The sequence below is a fragment of the Tsukamurella pseudospumae genome, assembly GCF_001575195.1.
GTDB classification, from domain to species: domain Bacteria; phylum Actinomycetota; class Actinomycetes; order Mycobacteriales; family Mycobacteriaceae; genus Tsukamurella; species Tsukamurella pseudospumae.
In genome coordinates this window covers 1,047,291-1,063,251 of the sequence record NZ_LSRF01000058.1, presented here as the reverse complement: position 1 = coordinate 1,063,251, position 15,961 = coordinate 1,047,291, and the positions used below count along the sequence as shown (strand labels likewise).

Sequence of the window (15,961 nt, the reverse complement as noted above, 5' to 3'; positions counted from 1 at the left end):
TGCGGTTCTAGGTATGACAACGGTCGGCGCGGCGCCCGGTCACGCGCCGGGGGCGAACTCCTCCAGCATCTCGGTGACCAGGGCGGCGATCGGCGAGCGCTCGGAGCGGGTGAGCGTGACGTGCGCGAACAGCGGGTGCCCCTTGAGCTTCTCGATCACCGCGGCCACGCCGTCGTGGCGGCCGACCCGCAGGTTGTCGCGCTGCGCGACGTCGTGCGTGAGCACCACCCGCGAGCCGCTCCCCAGCCGGGAGAGCACCGTCAGCAGCACGTTGCGCTCCAGGGACTGCGCCTCGTCGACGATGACGAAGGAGTCGTGCAGCGACCGGCCACGAATGTGCGTGAGCGGCAGCACCTCCAACATCCCGCGGTCCATCACCTCGTCCATCACCTCGGGCGAGGCGAGACCGTCGAGAGTGTCGTAGACGGCCTGCGCCCACGGCCCCATCTTCTCGTTCTCGGAGCCCGGCAGGTAGCCGAGGTCCTGGCCGCCGACGGCGTACAGGGGCCGGAAGACCACGACCTTGCGCTGCGTGCGCTTCTCCAGCACCGCTTCGAGACCCGCGCAGAGCGCCAGGGCCGACTTGCCCGTACCGGCCTTGCCGCCGAGGGAGACGATGCCCACCGACTCGTCGAGCAGCAGGTCCAGCGCGACGCGCTGCTCCGCACTGCGGCCGTGCAGGCCGAAGGCCTCGCGGTCGCCGCGGACCAGCTGCAGCTGCTTCTCCGCGGTCACCCGGCCCAGCGCGCTGGACGTGCCGCCCAGTAGCCGAACGCCGGTGTTGCACGGCAGGTCCCGTGCGGCGTCGTGATCGACCACGCCGCCCGCGAACAGCGCGTCGATCACCGCGCGCGGAACCTCCAGCTCCTCCATGCCCGTCCACCCGGAGGTCACCACGTCCTGCGCCCGGTACTCGTCGGCCGGCAGGCCCACCGCGCCGGCCTTGACCCGCAGCGGGATGTCCTTCGACACCAGCACCACGTCCCGGCCCTCGGCGCGCAGGTTCAGCGCGCAGGCGAGGATGCGGGAGTCGTTGGTCTCGGTGCGGAATCCGACCGGCAGCACGGTCGGGTCGATGTGGTTGAGCTCCACCTGAGCCGTGCCGCCGCCCGGCGTGGGGATCGGCTGGTCGAGGCGGCCGTGCTCGAGGCGCATGTCGTCGAGCATGCGCAGCGACTCGCGGGCGAACCAGCCGAGCTCGGCGTGGTGGCGCTTGCCCTCGAGTTCGCTGATCACCACGAGCGGGAGCACGACGTCGTGCTCGGCGAAGCGGGTGATGGCCCAGGGATCGGACAGCAGGACGGAGGTGTCGAGCACGTACGTGCGGGGGGTCTCACGGAAAGACACGGTGACGCTCCTAGCCTGCGCGGCGCCCACGCAAGCGTGTAGCTGCGGCCGGCCGGTCCAAACGTCTCGGTGCGCGGTCTACGCCCCGACGACGAGGACCGGGGCCGGCCCTCTCGCGACGATCAGTCGAGTCACGGTTGGAACCTCCCGGGACGAACTGCTTCCCCGCAATCCGTCACCGTCAAACTAACGCCGAACGCGCCGCCCGGGCGGGACCCGGAGCGGCGCGTTCGTTAACAGTTCGTGACGACTTAGAGTGCGAGACCCCACGTCGCGAGGAGCCCGTTCAGGATCTCGCGGTCCCGCTCGGGCGAGCTGATGCCGGCCTCGGTGACGATGCGGCGGGCCTCGTCGAGCCCGTCGGCGGTCTCGGCACCGATCGGCGACGCGACGCGCGCCTGGCCCAGCAGGGCGTCCTTGACGTGGCCCTCGTTGACGTCCAGCGCGACGGTGAGCAGCTCGGTCCAGTACTGCTGCTGCACGCGGTCGTCGTTCGCGATCTTGCGCAGCGTGGTGACGAGGCCGGCGGGCGTGCTCTCGACGGTGTCCGCGTAGTCGGCGAGCCGGTCGAAGTAGTCGGCCGACAGCGCCTCGTGCACGATCACCATGGCGATCTGCTCCGCGATCTTGATCTCCTCGCGGGTGCCCTCGTACTGGCGGTAGCCGCGGGTCACGGCCTCGAGGCGCCACATCTCCAGCTGCTCGACATCGCAGGTGCGGCTGACCACGACGTGATCGCGCAGCGCGATGCCGTGGCGGTTCTCCTCCGCGGTCCAGTGGCCGACGAACTTGCCCCAGTCCGACTCGATGAGGTGGTGCTGCGCCAGCAGGCGGTGGAAGGACGGCAGGTGGTCCTTGGTCAGCAGGCCCAGGATGAGGCCGTTGCTGACCACCGCGTCGACCTTGACGTCGGCGGGGACGAAGTCCTCGCCGCCGAGGAAGGCGTAGTTGCGGCCGTCGTCCCACGGGATGTAGTCGTGCGGCTGCCACGCATCGCCGGCCTCGACATAGGCCGCGCGGATGTCCGGCAGCGCCTTGTCGATGGCGAGCGTCAGGTCGTCGTCGGAGATGCTGGAAGTCACCCGGCCACTCTAAAGCAGGCCCCACCCGGCCTTCAAATCCCAGGTGGGAGAGGTGACGAACCCGGAACCCGGGTTCAGCGCGAGAGCAGGCCCCAGTCCTCGAGGCCCTCGTACAGCGGCACCTCCAGTGCGAGCGCCGAGACGCGGGCGCGCAGCGCGGCCGTGTCGGCCGCCTTGCCCTGCGCGAGCGCGGTGCCGATGATGTCGGCGACCTCGGTGAACTCCTTGTCGCCGAAGCCGCGGCTGGCGAGCGCGGCGGTGCCGATGCGCAGGCCGGAGGTGACCATCGGCGGGCGCGGGTCGAAGGGCACGGCGTTGCGGTTGACGGTGATGCCCACCTCGTGCAGGAGGTCCTCGGCCTGCTGCCCGTCCAGGTCGCTGTTGCGCAGATCGACGAGGACCAGGTGCACGTCGGTGCCGCCGGTGAGCACGGTGACGCCGGCATCGGCCACGTCCTTGCCGTTCAGTCGCTCGGCGAGGATCCGCGCACCGTCGAGCGTGCGCTGCTGCTTCTCGCGGAACTCCTCCGTGCCCGCGACCTTGAGCGCGACGGCCTTGGCGGCGATCACGTGCATCAGCGGGCCGCCCTGCTGGCCGGGGAAGACCGCGGAGTTGAGCTTCTTCGCCCACTCCTGCTTGGCCAGGATGATGCCGGAGCGCGGGCCGCCGAGGGTCTTGTGCACGGTGCTGGACACGACATCGGCGTGCGGGACCGGGCTCGGGTGCAGGCCCGCGGCGACGAGGCCGGCGAAGTGCGCCATGTCGACCCAGAGGTGGGCGCCCACCTCGTCGGCGATGGAACGGAAGGCGGCGAAGTCGAGGTGGCGCGGGTACGCGGACCAGCCGGCGACGATCACCTTCGGCTTGGAGTCCAGCGCGATCTTGCGCACCTCGTCCATGTCGACCCGGTGGTCCTCCTTGGACACGCCGTAGAAGACGTTCTCGTAGAGCTTGCCGGAGAAGTTCAGGCGCATGCCGTGGGTGAGATGGCCGCCGTGCGCGAGGTCGAGGCCCATCAGCGTCTCGCCCGGCTCCATGAGCGCCTGCAGGACCGCGGCGTTCGCCTGCGCGCCCGAGTGCGGCTGGACGTTCGCGAACTCGGCGCCGAACAGCTCCTTGGCCCGGTTCCGGGCCAGATCCTCCACGACATCGACGTACTCGCAGCCGCCGTAGTAGCGGCGACCCGGGTAGCCCTCGGCGTACTTGTTGGTGAGAACCGAGCCCTGGGCCTGCAGCACCGCACGCGGCACGAAGTTCTCGGAGGCGATCATCTCCAGCGTGTCCCGCTGGCGCGCGAGCTCGCCGTTCATGGCGGCCGCGACCTCGGGATCGAGTTCGGCCAGGGACGCGGAGTTCACGCTGGAATCGCTCATGCGGTCATCCTAGTTCGAGGGTCGGCGATCTCACGCGGCGGCCGCCATCTCCCGCCGCAGCGCCGACGGGGTGAGGGGCTCGTCGAGCAGACGGCCGAACCGATCCAGTCGCGCCGCCCCCGGCTCCGCCTCGTCGAGCCACGCGCCGAGCAGCGCGTAGCCCTCGACATAGGTCGAGATGTAGGCCCGCCAGAGCGGCGACCCCACGAACCGCAGCGCCTGCCGCGCGCTGTTCTCCGCCATCAGCCCCCAGCGCTGCAGGTACGCGGCCACGGCGTCCTCCCCCGCGTTCCGGTCGTGCAGCAGCAGGGCCGCATCCTGGCGCACGTGGAGCAGCCCCGACGATGCCGCCGCGATCCGTTCGGCGAGGTCCCCGTCGAAGGACAGGCCCAGGTCGGCGTAGATCTCCTGCGCCCAGCGGCCCCAGCCGGGCCCGATCGCTGCGCCGAGCGCGTGGTCGGCGAGGCCCTCGGCCATGAGGCACTGCGGGGTGTTGACGAGGAAGATCGTCTGCTCCGGCTGCTGCGCTCCGCTCTCGGGGGACGCGACCAGTAGTTGCTCCTTGCGGCAGTGCTCGGTGTGGTGGCCGGGGTAGGCCTCGTGCGCGATGAGGTGCGGCAGCGACGACAAGTACTGCGGCAGGTCACCGTTCACGGCGACCCGCGATCGGTAGTCGCCGAGGTAGTAGTTGAAACCGGACCAGGGCTTGTCGTGCTCGATCTCGAAGGCCACGGTCTCGGCCTCCGGCAGCGGGTACCGCCCGCGCACGACATCGCGCAGCGCGCCGGCGAGCGCGTCCACCACCTCGGGCACGCGCTCCGTCGGGACCGCGAACCGCTCGCGCTGCGCCTGCATGCGGGGCTGCAGGGGGCCGGTGCCGGGAAGCAGCTCGTCGAGCTTCGCGTGCGCCGCCTCGTAGTCGGCGGTGTCTCCCATCGCGATGTCCACGTCGAAGTAGGCCTTGACCTCGTCGACGAAGCCGATCGGCGCACCGTCGAACTTGTGGGCCGAGCATTCGAGCGCGGAGACGTGCCCGACGAGGAACTCGCGCCGTGCCGGACTCAGGGAGGTGTCGGTGGCCAGGTCGCGCAGGAGCGCGCGGGCCTCGTCGGCGAGACGGGCCGGTTCGGGGGCGTCGTCGGCCTCCACGGCCCGACGGTGCGCCGGGTCACCGAAGTACGCGTCGACGAATCCTGATTCGATGCGGTCGAACCGCAAGCCGAGCCGCAGGTAGCGGTCAGTGAGACTGAGCTCGTCCATACATGCCAGACTAGGGATATGCCTTCCCCGGTGTGTCACGGAGTCGCCGCGTGAGCGAGCCGAGTCCGTACATCGAGATGGACCGAGCGCAGTGGCGGGAACTGCGGCAGTCCACCCCGCTCTCGCTCACCGAGGACGACCTGTCCCACCTGCGCGGCCTGGGCGAACAGGTCGACCTGGCCGAGGTCGCCGAGGTCTACCTGCCGGTCTCGCGTCTGATCCACCTGCAGGTCGCGGCGCGGCAGCGCCTGTACGCGGCCACCGCGACCTTCCTCGGGGAGCAGCGGCACGACGCGCAGGTGCCCTTCGTGATCGGCGTCGCCGGGTCGGTGGCGGTCGGCAAGTCGACGACCGCACGCGTGCTGCAGGCGCTGCTGGCGCGCTGGGACTCGCACCCGCGGGTGGACCTGGTGACCACCGACGGCTTCCTCTACCCCACGGCCGAGCTCGAGCGGCGCGGCATCATGCACCGCAAGGGCTTCCCGGAGTCCTACGACCGGCGGGCGCTGCTGCGCTTCGTGACCACGGTGAAATCGGGCGCGCAGGACGCGACCGCACCGATGTACTCGCACCAGCTCTACGACATCGTGCCCGGCGAGACCATCCACGTCCGGCGGCCCGACATCCTCATCGTCGAGGGGCTCAACGTGCTGCAGACCGGGCCGCGGCTGATGGTCTCGGACCTGTTCGACTTCTCGGTGTACGTGGACGCGCGGATCGAGGACATCGAGCGCTGGTACGTCGATCGGTTCCTGTCGATGCGGACGACCTCGTTCGCCGATCCGTCCTCGCACTTCCACCACTACTCGGGACTGTCCGACGTGGAGGCCCGGGACCGCGCCGAGGGCATCTGGGCGGGCATCAACCGCCCCAACCTCGTGCAGAACATCCTGCCCACCCGGCCGCGCGCAACCCTGGTGCTGCGCAAGGACTCCGATCACTCCATCAACCGGGTGCGCCTGCGCAAGCTCTGACGATGCGGCTCAGGCCCCGAAGCGACGGTGCCGGGCGGCGTAGTCGCGCAGCGCGCGCAGGAAGTCGACGCGCCGGAATTCGGGCCAGTAGGCCTCGGTGAACCAGATCTCGCTGTAGGCGCTCTGCCACAGCAGGAATCCGGAGAGCCGCTGCTCCCCGGACGTACGGATCACGAGGTCCGGGTCGGGCTGGCCCTTCGTGTACAGGTGCTGGTCGATCCCCTCGACGGTGACCGCGTCCACCAGTTCCTCGGCCGACATCCCTGCCGCCAGCCGATCCTTGAGCAGCGACTGGACGGCGTCGACGATCTCCTTGCGGCCGCCGTACCCGACCGCCACGTTGACGTGGGTGCCGGTGCGGCCCTTGGTCCCCTCGGCGGCGGCGGTGAGCCGGCGCGCGGCGTCGGAGGGCAGCAGGTCCATCGCGCCGACGATCTTCACCGACCAGTTCTTGTCGGGGCCGGAGATCTCCTCCACGACATCGGTGATGATCTCCAGCAACGCGGACAGCTCGTCGGGGTCGCGCTGCAGGTTCTCGGTGGAGAGCAGGTAGATGGTCGCGAGCTCGATACCGGCCTCGTCGCACCACTCGAGCATCTCGGCGATCTTCTTGGCACCCATGCGGTAGCCGTGGCTGACATCGGAGAACCCGGCGGCGCGGGCCCAGCGTCGGTTGCCGTCGCAGAGCACGGCGACGTGCCGGGGACGTTGCGCGCCGTCGCGGTACGCGTGCGCCAGCTCCGTGGCCAGCCTGCGCTCGTAGATCGCGTACACGGGGGACGCGATCGCCCGGGCAGGCCCGGACGGCAGCGACACTGGCAGTTTCGGGACGCTCACCACGCGTGCAAGACTACGCCGCGCGACCTGTGCGACAGCTGAGGTTCAGCCGTGGGCGGCGTAGATCGCCTCCGCGAGCTCGGTGCGCAGCGCCTGGAACTCGGGCGTCGCCGTCACCGACGGGTCGCGGACGGTGTCGGGCCCGTCGCCGGGCAGCTCGACCTTCCGGTCGATCACGATGCGGCCCGGGCGGGCGCTCATCACCAGCACGCGGGTACTGAGGAACACCGCCTCCTCCACCGAGTGGGTGATGAACACGATCGTCTTGCCCGCCTCGCGCCAGATCCGCAGCAGATCCACCTGCAGCCGCTCGCGCGTCAGCGCGTCGAGCGCGCCGTAGGGCTCGTCCATCAGGACGATCGCCGGGTCGTTGACCAGGACGCGGGCGATCTGCGCGCGCTGCTGCATGCCGCCGGAGAGCTCGTAGGGCCGCTTGTCGCCGAAATCGCCGAGCCCCACCAGGTCCAGCATCTTCTGCGCCCGCTCGCGGCGCTGCGTCTTACCGACCCCGCTGACCTTGGGTCCGAACTCGACGTTGCCGCGCACCGTCAGCCAGGGGTACAGGGTCGGGGCCTGGAAGACCACACCCCGGTCGGCCGACGGTGCCGTGACCCGTTCGCCGCCGACCTCGACGACGCCGGCCGTCGGGTCCTCGAAGCCCGCGACCAGGCGCAGCAGAGTCGTCTTGCCGCAGCCCGAGGGCCCGACGATGGAGACGAACTCCCCCGGCTCGACGGTGAGGTCCGTGGGCTGCAGCGCGACGGTCTGCCCGCTGGCGGTGTCGTAGGTCTTGCCGACGCCCGTGAGTTGGACGCGTTCGGTGCCGCTCATTTCGCCTCCTGTGCCGCGGTCGCGGACACGCCGTCGGTGTAGTGCTGCGCCGGCCCGACGCCCTGGACCTGCCCCTGCTGGAGCAGGAACTCGGCCGTCTTGCGGATGTCGGCACCCAGCTGGCCGCCGAGGTGATCGGGGCCGGCCTGGGTCTTGGCGTCGAAGTAGGCGTACCCCTTGACCTGCGTGAGCACCTGGTCCAGTGGTACGCCGAGCTGGCCGGCGATGTGTTCGGCGGCCTTGTTCGGGTCGGTGTTCAGCAGGTTCGCCGCCCAGCCCTGCGCCGCGGTCCAGATCTTCAGGAAGGCCGGGTTGTCGCGCACGAAGTCGCTGCGCGCGCCCTCGAGGTCGTAGGTGGGCGCGCCCTGTTCGGCGACCTTCGCGCTGTCGGTGAGGACCGTGCCCTTGAGCTGACTGAGAGTGGGTTCCCAGATGTAGGTCGCGTCGATCTGCCCGCCGCCCCAGGCACCGCGGATGGCGTCGGGGGCCAGGTTGATGACCTGCGCGTCGGTGACGCCGGCCTTGTCGAGCGCCGTCAGCAGGCTGTAGTGGGCGGTGGAGGCGAAGGGCACCGCGATCCGCTTGCCGTGCAGGTCGGCGACGCTCTTGATGCCGTCGCCGCGGGCGACGAGCGACTCCGCCGCCCCGATCCGATCCTGGATCCAGATCACCTTCATGTCGATATCGAGCGGGGCGCTGAGTGCTTTCGCCGCGGGCGCGCTGCCGAGCAGTCCGACGTCGAGGCTGTTCGCTCCGAAGGCCTGGATGACATCGCCGCCGGAGGCGAACTTGCTCCACACGACGTTCACGTTGGGCATGCACGTCTTGAGCAGGCTGGTGTCCTTGACGATCAGGTCACCGTTCGGGATCTCCTGCCAACCGATCCGGACGGTGCCGCGCACCGTCGGATCCGGGGCGACGGGGCACGGGGTGCTCCCGCCGATCGACCGGGACTGTTCGGCCCTGCCGGACTCCACGATGCAACCGGAGGCCAGCAGCCCGACGGTGCCGACCACGAGCGCCGTGCGCGCCAGGCGCGTGAGGCGGTTCATGCCTTCCCCTTCCACGGGACGGCCAGCAGGCCGATCCACTTGATGAGCGAGTCCAGCAGGAGCGCGGTGATGCCGATGACGATGATGCAGGCGATGGTCAGGGGCGTGTTGAGCTGCTGGCCGGCGAGGTAGGCGAGGCCGCCGATGCCGGGGATGCCGTTGTTGAGCTCGGCCGCGACGACGGTGGTCCAGGCGAACCCCACGGCGATGCGGATGCCGTTGATGACCTCGGGCAGCGTGGCCGGGACGATGACGCCGCGAATGGTCTGCAGGCGGTTGGCGCCGAGCGCGCGGGCGGCGTTGATCTGATCGACGCTGACGCCCTGGACGCCGTTGACCGTGGAGATCGCGATGGCGGGGAACGCGGCGAGGAAGAGCAGCCAGATCTTGGACGTGTCGCCGATGCCGAACCACACGATGAGCAGGCCGATGTAGCCGAGCGGGGGCAGCGCGCGGAGGAAGTTCAGGTAGGGCTCGATGATCGTGTTGATCGTCTTCGAGGTACCCATCGCGAAGCCGAGGATCGGGCCCACGACAATGGCGGCGCCCACGCCGGCGAAGATCCTCTGCAGGCTGGCGACCAGGTGCTCCCAGAGGAAGTAGTTCTGCTCGCCGAGCACCTCGCGCGGCACGCCCGGCGCTACCTGGTGCCACGTGCTGGCGCGGACGGCGGCGTCCCACACGGACTTCGGCGTGGGTAGGAACTTCTCGTCGATCAGGTGCAGAGCGCTGATCAGCCACCAGACCGCGACGAACACGACGAGGGCGACGATGCGGACGAGCCACGCGCGGACCGTCTGCGGCAGCGGTTCGATGACGGCGTTCTTCACCCGCAGCAGCGGGGGCTCTCCGGCCATGGATTCCTCTCCGGTGCCCTGTCGGGCACACGAACAGTTGACCCTGTCAGGAGAAGGTTCGCACGGGAACCGTTCGAATCTCGCTGATCGTTAGGTCCTCCGGTGCACGTTCCGAGCGGCTACCTGGTCCCGGGGCATGATCTGGATCGAGTCGATGTTCACGTGCGGCGGGCGCGTAACGGTCCAGGTCACGGCGTCGGCGATGTCATCGGCGGTGAGGTTGTCGACGCCCTCGTAGATCTTGTCGGCCGCCGCCCGATCCCCACCGAGGCGGACCACGGAGAACTCGGTCTCCACGAGGCCCGGGTCGATCTCGATGACGCGGATCGGCTCGCCCTTGAGTTCCAGGCGCAGCACGCGGGTGACGGCGCGGGCGCCGTGCTTGGCGGCGTTGTACCCCGCGCCGGTCTCGTACGCCTCCAGGGCGGCCACGGAGCCGATCGTCACGACGGAGGCCGCCGGGGACGCCCGCAGCTTCGGCAGCAGTGCCTGCGTGACCCGGAGGATCGAGAGCACGTTGATGTCGTACATCCGCGACCAGTCGGCCTCGTCGGCCGTCTCGATGCGGTCGACGCCGAGCGCGCCACCGGCGTTGTTGACCAGCACGTCGACCTTCTCGATCGCGCCGGCGAAGGCCGTCACGGAGGCGGGGGCCGAGACGTCCAGCGGCAGGGCCGTGACGATCCGCTCGGGATGCTGGGCCTCGAGGTCGGCCTTGAGCTGCTCCAGCCGCTCGAGCCGACGAGCCCCGATCACGACGTCGAATCCCGCGCGCACGAGGTGCCGCGCCGTGGCGGCCCCGATCCCGCTGCTCGCTCCGGTGACGACGGCGATCTCGGCCATGGGTTCTCCTGCATCTCGATCGGTACGGGTGAACCATCACCGTATCGCCGAGCGCTGCGGACCGCCCGGCCGAGGCGGAACGACGCGACCGATTCCCGCCAGCGCCGGACGACGGGGAGCGGTGGAATCGGTACATGCGCACCATCCCGTTGCAGTTCGCGGCCCTCGCTCTCGCGTGGGGATCCAGCTTCCTGTTCATCAAGGAGGGGCTCGCCGGCCTCTCCCCCGCCCAGGTCACCACCGCCCGCATGACGATCGGGGCACTCACGCTGTTCGTGGTCGCGGTCGTCGTGCGGGCGCCGCTGATCCGGGACCTGCGGGCCGTGGCGCACATCGGCGTCGTCTCGATCACGCTGTGCGTGCTGCCCTTCACCCTGTTCGGCTGGGCGGAGCAGCGGATCGACTCGAGCCTCGCGAGCATCTTCAACGCGACCACGCCGCTGATGACGGTGCTGGTGACGTGCGTGGCCCTCAGGTCCGAGCGGCCGACGCGGAACCAGCTGCTGGGGCTGGGAATCGGCTTCGCGGGCGTCCTCGTCGTGCTCGCACCGTGGGCGTTAGGCGGCTCAGGTTCGGTGTCCGGACAACTCGCCTGCCTCGCGGCGACGGCGAGCTACGGCGTCGCCTTCGTCTACCTGCGGCGATTCGTCACCCCGTTGCAGCTGCCCGCGGCCTCGGTCGCGCTGTACCAAGTGGGCATGGGCGCGGTCGTGATCGACGCGGGCGTGCTCCTCGCCGATCGTCATCACGCAACGGCGTCTCCGCGGGTGGTGCTGGCCATGCTCGCACTCGGCGCGTTCGGGACGGGCCTCGCGTACGTGTGGAACACGAACATCGTCGCCGAATGGGGCGCCGCGGCGGGCGCGTCCGTGACCTACCTGACGCCGGTCGTCGGTGTGCTCCTGGGTGTCACGGTGCTCGACGAACGGCCCGCGTGGCACCAGCCGGTCGGCGGCCTCGTGGTGCTCGCGGGGATCGTGCTCAGTCGCCGGGGCGCGGCGCCAGCCCCACGTCCACCCGGTGGTGCTCCAGGTCGTGCAGCGCGTACGTCGCGAACGATTCGACGGTGAACGCGGAACCGTTGGACCGCAGGCCCTTCCGGTGCCACTGGTCGTCGGCGACGGTGCGGTACGCCTCCGCGAAATCCGCCGCAGCGCGGGCCAGTTCGTCCGCGACGACGGCCGACTCCTGGTCGTTGTAGGCGTCCTCGACCGCGGTCGCGTCCTGGTCCCAGTTCGCGAAGGTCGCGCCGTCGACGACAGCCTCGTCGTAGCTCAGCATGAGCCCCAGTCGTTCCCGCATGATCCGGTGCACGTCCCGCAGGTGACAGCCGTATTCAAGGACCGACCACGTGTTCTCGTCCGGGCGGACCTTCGCGTCCGCCCGGGCCAGTGCGTCGCCCCACCCGTTCGCCGAACGCGCGATGCGGTCCGAGACCTCGGCGCGGCGCACCGTCGCCGGGTCGAATCCGCAGGCGGGACACGCCCGCTCGATGACCCACGTCCAGTCCTTGACATCCGGTTCGATCGCCACGGACTCAATCTACGTCCTCCGATCACCGCGGGCTCACGGCGGCCGGTGGCGCCGGCGGAAATGTGCGGTCATTCGTCTCAAGGATTCTTGAGACGAATGACCGCACATTTTCAGCGGTCCGCCCTCAGCGCAGCGCCGCGGCCAGGTCGTGCAGGACCGAGTCGGTGGTGGCGAAGTCCATGCACTTGTCGGTCACGGACTGGCCGTAGACGAGCGGCCCGGGCCCGGGCTGCTGCGCACCCGCGACCAGGAAGGACTCGAGCATGAGGCCGGAGATGTCGGTCTCGCCTGCGGCGATGCGCGCGGCGATCTCCCGAGCCACCTCGGCCTGGCGCACGTGGTCCTTGCCGGAGTTGGCGTGCGAGCAGTCCACCATCACCGACGGCGCGAGCCCGCTCTTCTCGAGCGCGGCGACGGCACCGGACACCGACGCGGCGTCGAAGTTCGGCCCGCCGCGTCCGCCGCGCAGGATGATGTGGCAGTTGTCGTTGCCGACGGTCTCGACGACGGCGGCGGAGCCCTCGTCGTCGGTGCCGAAGAAGACGTGCCGGGCCGCGGCGGAGAGCGCACCGTCGATCGCGACCTGCACGTTCCCGTCGGTCGCGTTCTTGAAACCGATCGGCATCGAGAGCCCCGACGCGAGCTGACGATGCACCTGGGACTCGGTGGTGCGGGCGCCGATCGCACCCCAGGCGACGGTGTCGGCGATGTACTGCGGGCTGGTGGGCTCGAGGAACTCGCAGCCCACGGGCAGGCCGATCTCGAGGATGTCGAGCAGCAGCCGCCGCGCGGTACGCAGGCCGCGGGGCACGTCGTAGGACTCGTCCATCCCGGGGTCGTTGATCAGGCCCTTCCAGCCGACGGTGGTCCGCGGCTTCTCGAAGTAGACCCGCATCACGATCAGCAGCTGATCGGCCAGTTCATCGGCGATCGGCTTGAGCCGCCGGGCGTAGTCGAGCGCCGCCTCGGGGTCGTGCACGGAGCACGGCCCCACGACGACGAGGAGCCGCTGGTCACGGCCCGCGATGACGCCGGCGACGGCGCGGCGGTCGGCCTCGACCTGCGCTGCCAGACGCGGCGCGAGCGGCAACTCGTCGCGCAGCTGAGCGGGCGAGGGGATCGGATGGAAGGCCCGGACGCGCCGGTTCGAGGTGGACGCCGGTGTGTCGAGTTCGATGGTCATCTCATGTCTTCCTGGTAGGCGACACCAGGCTGGACTCCCGGTGCCATAGAAAAAGGCAGCGAGTGCTCTCGCTGCCTTCGGCTCCGGGTCGTGACGTTCGGTACTAGCGCACACGCGCCTCACCGACGGCCCCACCCGGAGCCTCGGTAAAGCGCCAATACGCGTTCATACCCACGCAGCGAACATAGCACAGCTACGACGCGAGCTCCTCTGCGAGCGCCTCACCCCCGGTCACCGGCAGGGAGCAGACGGTGCCCCGGCACACGTAGGCCGCGGCCCGGCCGTCGACCGGCCCGCGGCCCTCCAACAGCGGATGCGAATCCCTCGCGCCGGCGACGACGACCGCACCGCCCGGTGCCAGACGGCGTGCCTCCGCGACGAGCGCGGCGGCGCCGGCACCGTCGGCCACCGCGATCTGCAGCCCCGCTGCAGCCTGCTCGGCGACGGCCAGGTGGTGGCCCGCTCCCCGCGGAACCCGGCGGACGAGCTCCCCGGACCGGGCCCGCGTGGCAGCGGCGAGAGCGGCGTACCGCTCCCCCAACAGGACCTCGGCGTAGGTCAGCGCCTCGGCGATGAGGCTCGCGCCCGCCGGTGTCGCACCGTCTGCGGGGTCCCGCGGGCGGGTCAGCAGGGCCTGTCCGTCCGACGGTGCGTCGTACCAGCTGCCGGCCGCCTCCGGGTCGGCGAAGCGGACGATCGCGGCGTCCAGGACAGCGGCCGCCGCTGCGGCCCAGTCGGATCCACCGGTCTGCTGCACCAGCGCCAGCAGTCCGGTCACCAGCGCGGCGTAGTCCTCGAGCATCCCGTCGGCGTCACCGACGACCCCGCCCAGCGAACTGCGGCGCAGGCGCTCACCGTCCCAATGGGTTCCGAGCACGTACCGCGCGACGGCCTCGGCCTGCTCGACCCTGCCCGCCTCCGCGAACGCGGTGATCGCGAGCCCGTTCCACACGGTGACGACCTTATCGTCACGGCCCGGTTGCGCCCGCCCCGAACGCGATTCGAACAGCCGCCGCCGGACGTCCGCGAGTCGTACCGGATCCGGCTCGCCGCGCAGCTGCAGCGTCGACGTTCCGTGCTCGAAGGTGCCGTCCGGCGTGACCGCGAAAACCTCGGCGGCCCAGGCGCCATCGGCCTCGCCGAGCACCTCGACGAGCTCGGCGGGCGTCCACACGTACGTCGCGCCCTCCACACCGTGCCCGTCGACGACGGTGTCCGCGTCGAGCGAGGACGCCAGCCCGCCACCGTCGACCCCGAGATCCCGGACCAGGAAGTCGGCGGTCTCGTCGGCGACGCGCAGCGCCAGCGGCGAACCCGTCCGGCGGCCGAGGTGCGCGTAGAAGCGGAGCAGAAGTGCGTTGTCGTACAACATCTTCTCGAAGTGCGGCACCACCCAGTCGGCGTCCACGGCGTACCGGGCGAAGCCTCCGCCGAGCTGGTCGTAGATCCCGCCGCGCGCCATCGCCTCGGCGCACCGCACGGCCACGCCGTAGGACGCGGGATCGCCGGTGCGCTCGTGGTGCCGCAGCAGAGCCTCGACGGTGGCCGACGGCGGGAACTTCGGGGCGCGCCCGAAGCCGCCCGACGGGTCCTCATCGGCGCAGATCGCGCGCACCGCGCCGGCCAGGTCCTCGGCGGAGGGGGAGGCACCGTCGGGCAGCCCGGCGGAGGCCTGGCGCAGGTGCGCGGCCACCTGCCCCGACACCCGACCGACCTCGTCGCGGCGCTCGCGCCAGGTGTCGGAGATGGCCTCGAGGAGCTGCGGGAAGCTCGCCTGTCCGCCCCGGGGTTCCGGCGGGTAGTAGGTGCCGCAGTAGAAGGGCTCGCCGGTGGGTGTGAGGAAGCAGGTCATGGGCCAGCCGCCCTGGCCGGTCATGGCGACCGTGGCGTTCATGTAGATCGCGTCGAGGTCGGGGCGCTCCTCGCGGTCGACCTTGATGCAGACGAAGCCCGCGTTCATCTGCTCCGCGATCGCCTCGTTCTCGAAGGACTCGTGCGCCATGACGTGGCACCAGTGGCAGGCGGCGTAGCCGATGGAGAGCAGGATCGGCACGTCGCGCTCCGCGGCCTCCGCCAGCGCGGCCTCCGACCACTCCTGCCAGTGCACCGGGTTGTCGGCGTGCTGGCGCAGGTAGGGGCTGGTGGACGCGCCGAGACGGTTCATGACCCCATCCTGCCTCAGTGCACTCGACCGGCGCACAGGTCGCGCCGCCAGGACCATAATCACCGGATGGGCCTCCTCACGTTCAGCCTCAACGTCACGCTGGACGGCTGCGTCGACCACCGGGAGGGCATCGCCGACGACGAGACGCACGCCCTCTTCACCGACCTGATGAACGCCGGCGGCGCCATGCTCTGGGGCCGCACGACCTACGAGATGATGGAGTCCTATTGGCCTCTGGTCGCGCGCGGCGAGGTCGAGGCGCCGTCGGCGATGCGCGAGTGGGCCCTCGCGCTGGAGGCGAAACCGAAGTACGTCGTCTCGACGACGCGCAGCGACTTCCCGTGGACGGGAAGCCATCACCTCACGGGGGACCTGCGCACCGCGGTGCGCGACCTCAAGGACCGCACGCCCGACGGGGTCCTGGTCGGCAGCGGCGCCCTCGCCACGGAGCTCGACCGGTTGGACCTGATCGACGAGTACCGGTTCCTCGTGCACCCCATGATCACCGGCCACGGACCCACCCTGTTCGGCGGCGGCCTGCCCGGCACGCGGCGCCTCGACCTCATCTCCTCGACTCCGCTGTCGAACGGCGCCGTCGCCCTGCACTACCGACGGTCCGACTGAG

General features: G+C 70.6%; 15 protein-coding genes. 3 read left to right on the top strand and 12 right to left on the bottom strand.

Features of this window, described 5'->3' with window-relative positions; all coding sequences use genetic code 11:
• Positions 1-39 precede the first annotated feature (39 nt).
• From phoH2 to AXK60_RS23720, 4 genes are all read right to left on the bottom strand, one after another.
• Complete coding sequence (gene phoH2 / locus AXK60_RS23735; protein WP_068574984.1) at positions 40-1,317, bottom strand: RNA 5'-3' helicase PhoH2; 1,278 nt, start codon at positions 1,315-1,317, stop codon at positions 40-42.
• 281 nt (positions 1,318-1,598) lie between these two features.
• On the bottom strand, positions 1,599-2,429 hold the full coding sequence (locus AXK60_RS23730; RefSeq protein WP_068574983.1) for an acyl-ACP desaturase: 831 nt from the start codon (positions 2,427-2,429) through the stop codon (positions 1,599-1,601).
• 74 nt (positions 2,430-2,503) lie between these two features.
• On the bottom strand, positions 2,504-3,802 hold the full coding sequence (gene glyA / locus AXK60_RS23725) for a serine hydroxymethyltransferase (RefSeq protein WP_068574982.1): 1,299 nt from the start codon (positions 3,800-3,802) through the stop codon (positions 2,504-2,506).
• Positions 3,803-3,832: 30 nt separating this feature from the next.
• Positions 3,833-5,062 (bottom strand): hypothetical protein, encoded by a 1,230-nt coding sequence (locus tag AXK60_RS23720; protein WP_068574981.1) that lies wholly within the window; start codon positions 5,060-5,062, stop codon positions 3,833-3,835.
• A 32-nt stretch (positions 5,063-5,094) separates the two neighbouring features.
• Between AXK60_RS23720 and coaA the strand changes: the two genes are divergently transcribed.
• A complete protein-coding gene (coaA, locus tag AXK60_RS23715) occupies positions 5,095-6,036 on the top strand; it encodes a type I pantothenate kinase (protein ID WP_269451185.1) in 942 nt (313 codons plus the stop codon).
• Between the two features lie 9 nt (positions 6,037-6,045).
• On the opposite strand, the gene AXK60_RS23710 is transcribed toward coaA, so the two are convergent.
• From AXK60_RS23710 to AXK60_RS23690, 5 genes are all read right to left on the bottom strand, one after another.
• Positions 6,046-6,822: an isoprenyl transferase gene (locus AXK60_RS23710; protein ID WP_231855653.1), complete on the bottom strand. Its 777-nt coding sequence runs from the start codon at positions 6,820-6,822 to the stop codon at positions 6,046-6,048.
• Between the two features lie 96 nt (positions 6,823-6,918).
• Positions 6,919-7,704 carry an ABC transporter ATP-binding protein gene (locus AXK60_RS23705; protein WP_068574979.1) on the bottom strand — a complete coding sequence of 262 codons (786 nt, stop codon included), beginning with the start codon at positions 7,702-7,704 and terminating at the stop codon, positions 6,919-6,921.
• Positions 7,701-8,756 carry a taurine ABC transporter substrate-binding protein gene (locus AXK60_RS23700; RefSeq protein ID WP_068574978.1) on the bottom strand — a complete coding sequence of 352 codons (1,056 nt, stop codon included), beginning with the start codon at positions 8,754-8,756 and terminating at the stop codon, positions 7,701-7,703. Before AXK60_RS23700 ends, AXK60_RS23705 begins: the two co-directional genes overlap by 4 nt.
• A complete protein-coding gene (locus tag AXK60_RS23695) occupies positions 8,753-9,613 on the bottom strand; it encodes an ABC transporter permease (protein WP_068574977.1) in 861 nt (286 codons plus the stop codon). Before AXK60_RS23695 ends, AXK60_RS23700 begins: the two co-directional genes overlap by 4 nt.
• A gap of 90 nt (positions 9,614-9,703) precedes the next feature.
• Positions 9,704-10,456 (bottom strand): SDR family NAD(P)-dependent oxidoreductase, encoded by a 753-nt coding sequence (locus tag AXK60_RS23690; protein WP_068574976.1) that lies wholly within the window; start codon positions 10,454-10,456, stop codon positions 9,704-9,706.
• 134 nt (positions 10,457-10,590) lie between these two features.
• Between AXK60_RS23690 and AXK60_RS23685 the strand changes: the two genes are divergently transcribed.
• Entirely contained in the window at positions 10,591-11,526 is a 936-nt protein-coding gene (locus AXK60_RS23685; protein WP_068574975.1) for a DMT family transporter, read from the top strand.
• Here the strand turns inward: AXK60_RS23685 and AXK60_RS23680 are convergent.
• From AXK60_RS23680 to AXK60_RS23670, 3 genes are all read right to left on the bottom strand, one after another.
• Positions 11,438-11,989 (bottom strand): DinB family protein, encoded by a 552-nt coding sequence (locus AXK60_RS23680; RefSeq protein WP_068574974.1) that lies wholly within the window; start codon positions 11,987-11,989, stop codon positions 11,438-11,440. The two genes, AXK60_RS23685 and AXK60_RS23680, sit on opposite strands and share 89 nt — an antisense overlap.
• A 124-nt stretch (positions 11,990-12,113) precedes the next feature.
• Positions 12,114-13,172, bottom strand: coding sequence for a 3-deoxy-7-phosphoheptulonate synthase (locus tag AXK60_RS23675; protein WP_068574973.1), 1,059 nt, complete (start codon positions 13,170-13,172; stop codon positions 12,114-12,116).
• A 193-nt stretch (positions 13,173-13,365) separates the two neighbouring features.
• The gene (locus AXK60_RS23670) at positions 13,366-15,336 is read right to left on the bottom strand and encodes a thioredoxin domain-containing protein (RefSeq protein WP_139058112.1); all 1,971 of its coding nucleotides are present in this window, start codon (positions 15,334-15,336) and stop codon (positions 13,366-13,368) included.
• Positions 15,337-15,402: 66 nt separating this feature from the next.
• Between AXK60_RS23670 and AXK60_RS23665 the strand changes: the two genes are divergently transcribed.
• The gene (locus AXK60_RS23665; protein ID WP_068574971.1) at positions 15,403-15,960 is read left to right on the top strand and encodes a dihydrofolate reductase family protein; all 558 of its coding nucleotides are present in this window, start codon (positions 15,403-15,405) and stop codon (positions 15,958-15,960) included.
• Position 15,961 lies beyond the last annotated feature (1 nt).

Excerpts from the sequence above, each read along its gene's own strand:
- AXK60_RS23700 (WP_068574978.1), bottom strand. The coding sequence starts at position 8,756 with ATGAACCGCCTCACGCGCCTGGCGCGCACGGCGCTCGTGGTCGGCACC.
- AXK60_RS23675 (WP_068574973.1), bottom strand. The coding sequence starts at position 13,172 with ATGACCATCGAACTCGACACACCGGCGTCCACCTCGAACCGGCGCGTC.
- AXK60_RS23685 (WP_068574975.1), top strand. The coding sequence starts at position 10,591 with ATGCGCACCATCCCGTTGCAGTTCGCGGCCCTCGCTCTCGCGTGGGGA.
- AXK60_RS23665 (WP_068574971.1), top strand. The coding sequence starts at position 15,403 with ATGGGCCTCCTCACGTTCAGCCTCAACGTCACGCTGGACGGCTGCGTC.
- glyA (WP_068574982.1), bottom strand. The coding sequence starts at position 3,802 with ATGAGCGATTCCAGCGTGAACTCCGCGTCCCTGGCCGAACTCGATCCC.
- AXK60_RS23695 (WP_068574977.1), bottom strand. The coding sequence starts at position 9,613 with ATGGCCGGAGAGCCCCCGCTGCTGCGGGTGAAGAACGCCGTCATCGAA.
- AXK60_RS23720 (WP_068574981.1), bottom strand. The coding sequence starts at position 5,062 with ATGGACGAGCTCAGTCTCACTGACCGCTACCTGCGGCTCGGCTTGCGG.
- AXK60_RS23705 (WP_068574979.1), bottom strand. The coding sequence starts at position 7,704 with ATGAGCGGCACCGAACGCGTCCAACTCACGGGCGTCGGCAAGACCTAC.
- AXK60_RS23670 (WP_139058112.1), bottom strand. The coding sequence starts at position 15,336 with ATGAACCGTCTCGGCGCGTCCACCAGCCCCTACCTGCGCCAGCACGCC.
- AXK60_RS23690 (WP_068574976.1), bottom strand. The coding sequence starts at position 10,456 with ATGGCCGAGATCGCCGTCGTCACCGGAGCGAGCAGCGGGATCGGGGCC.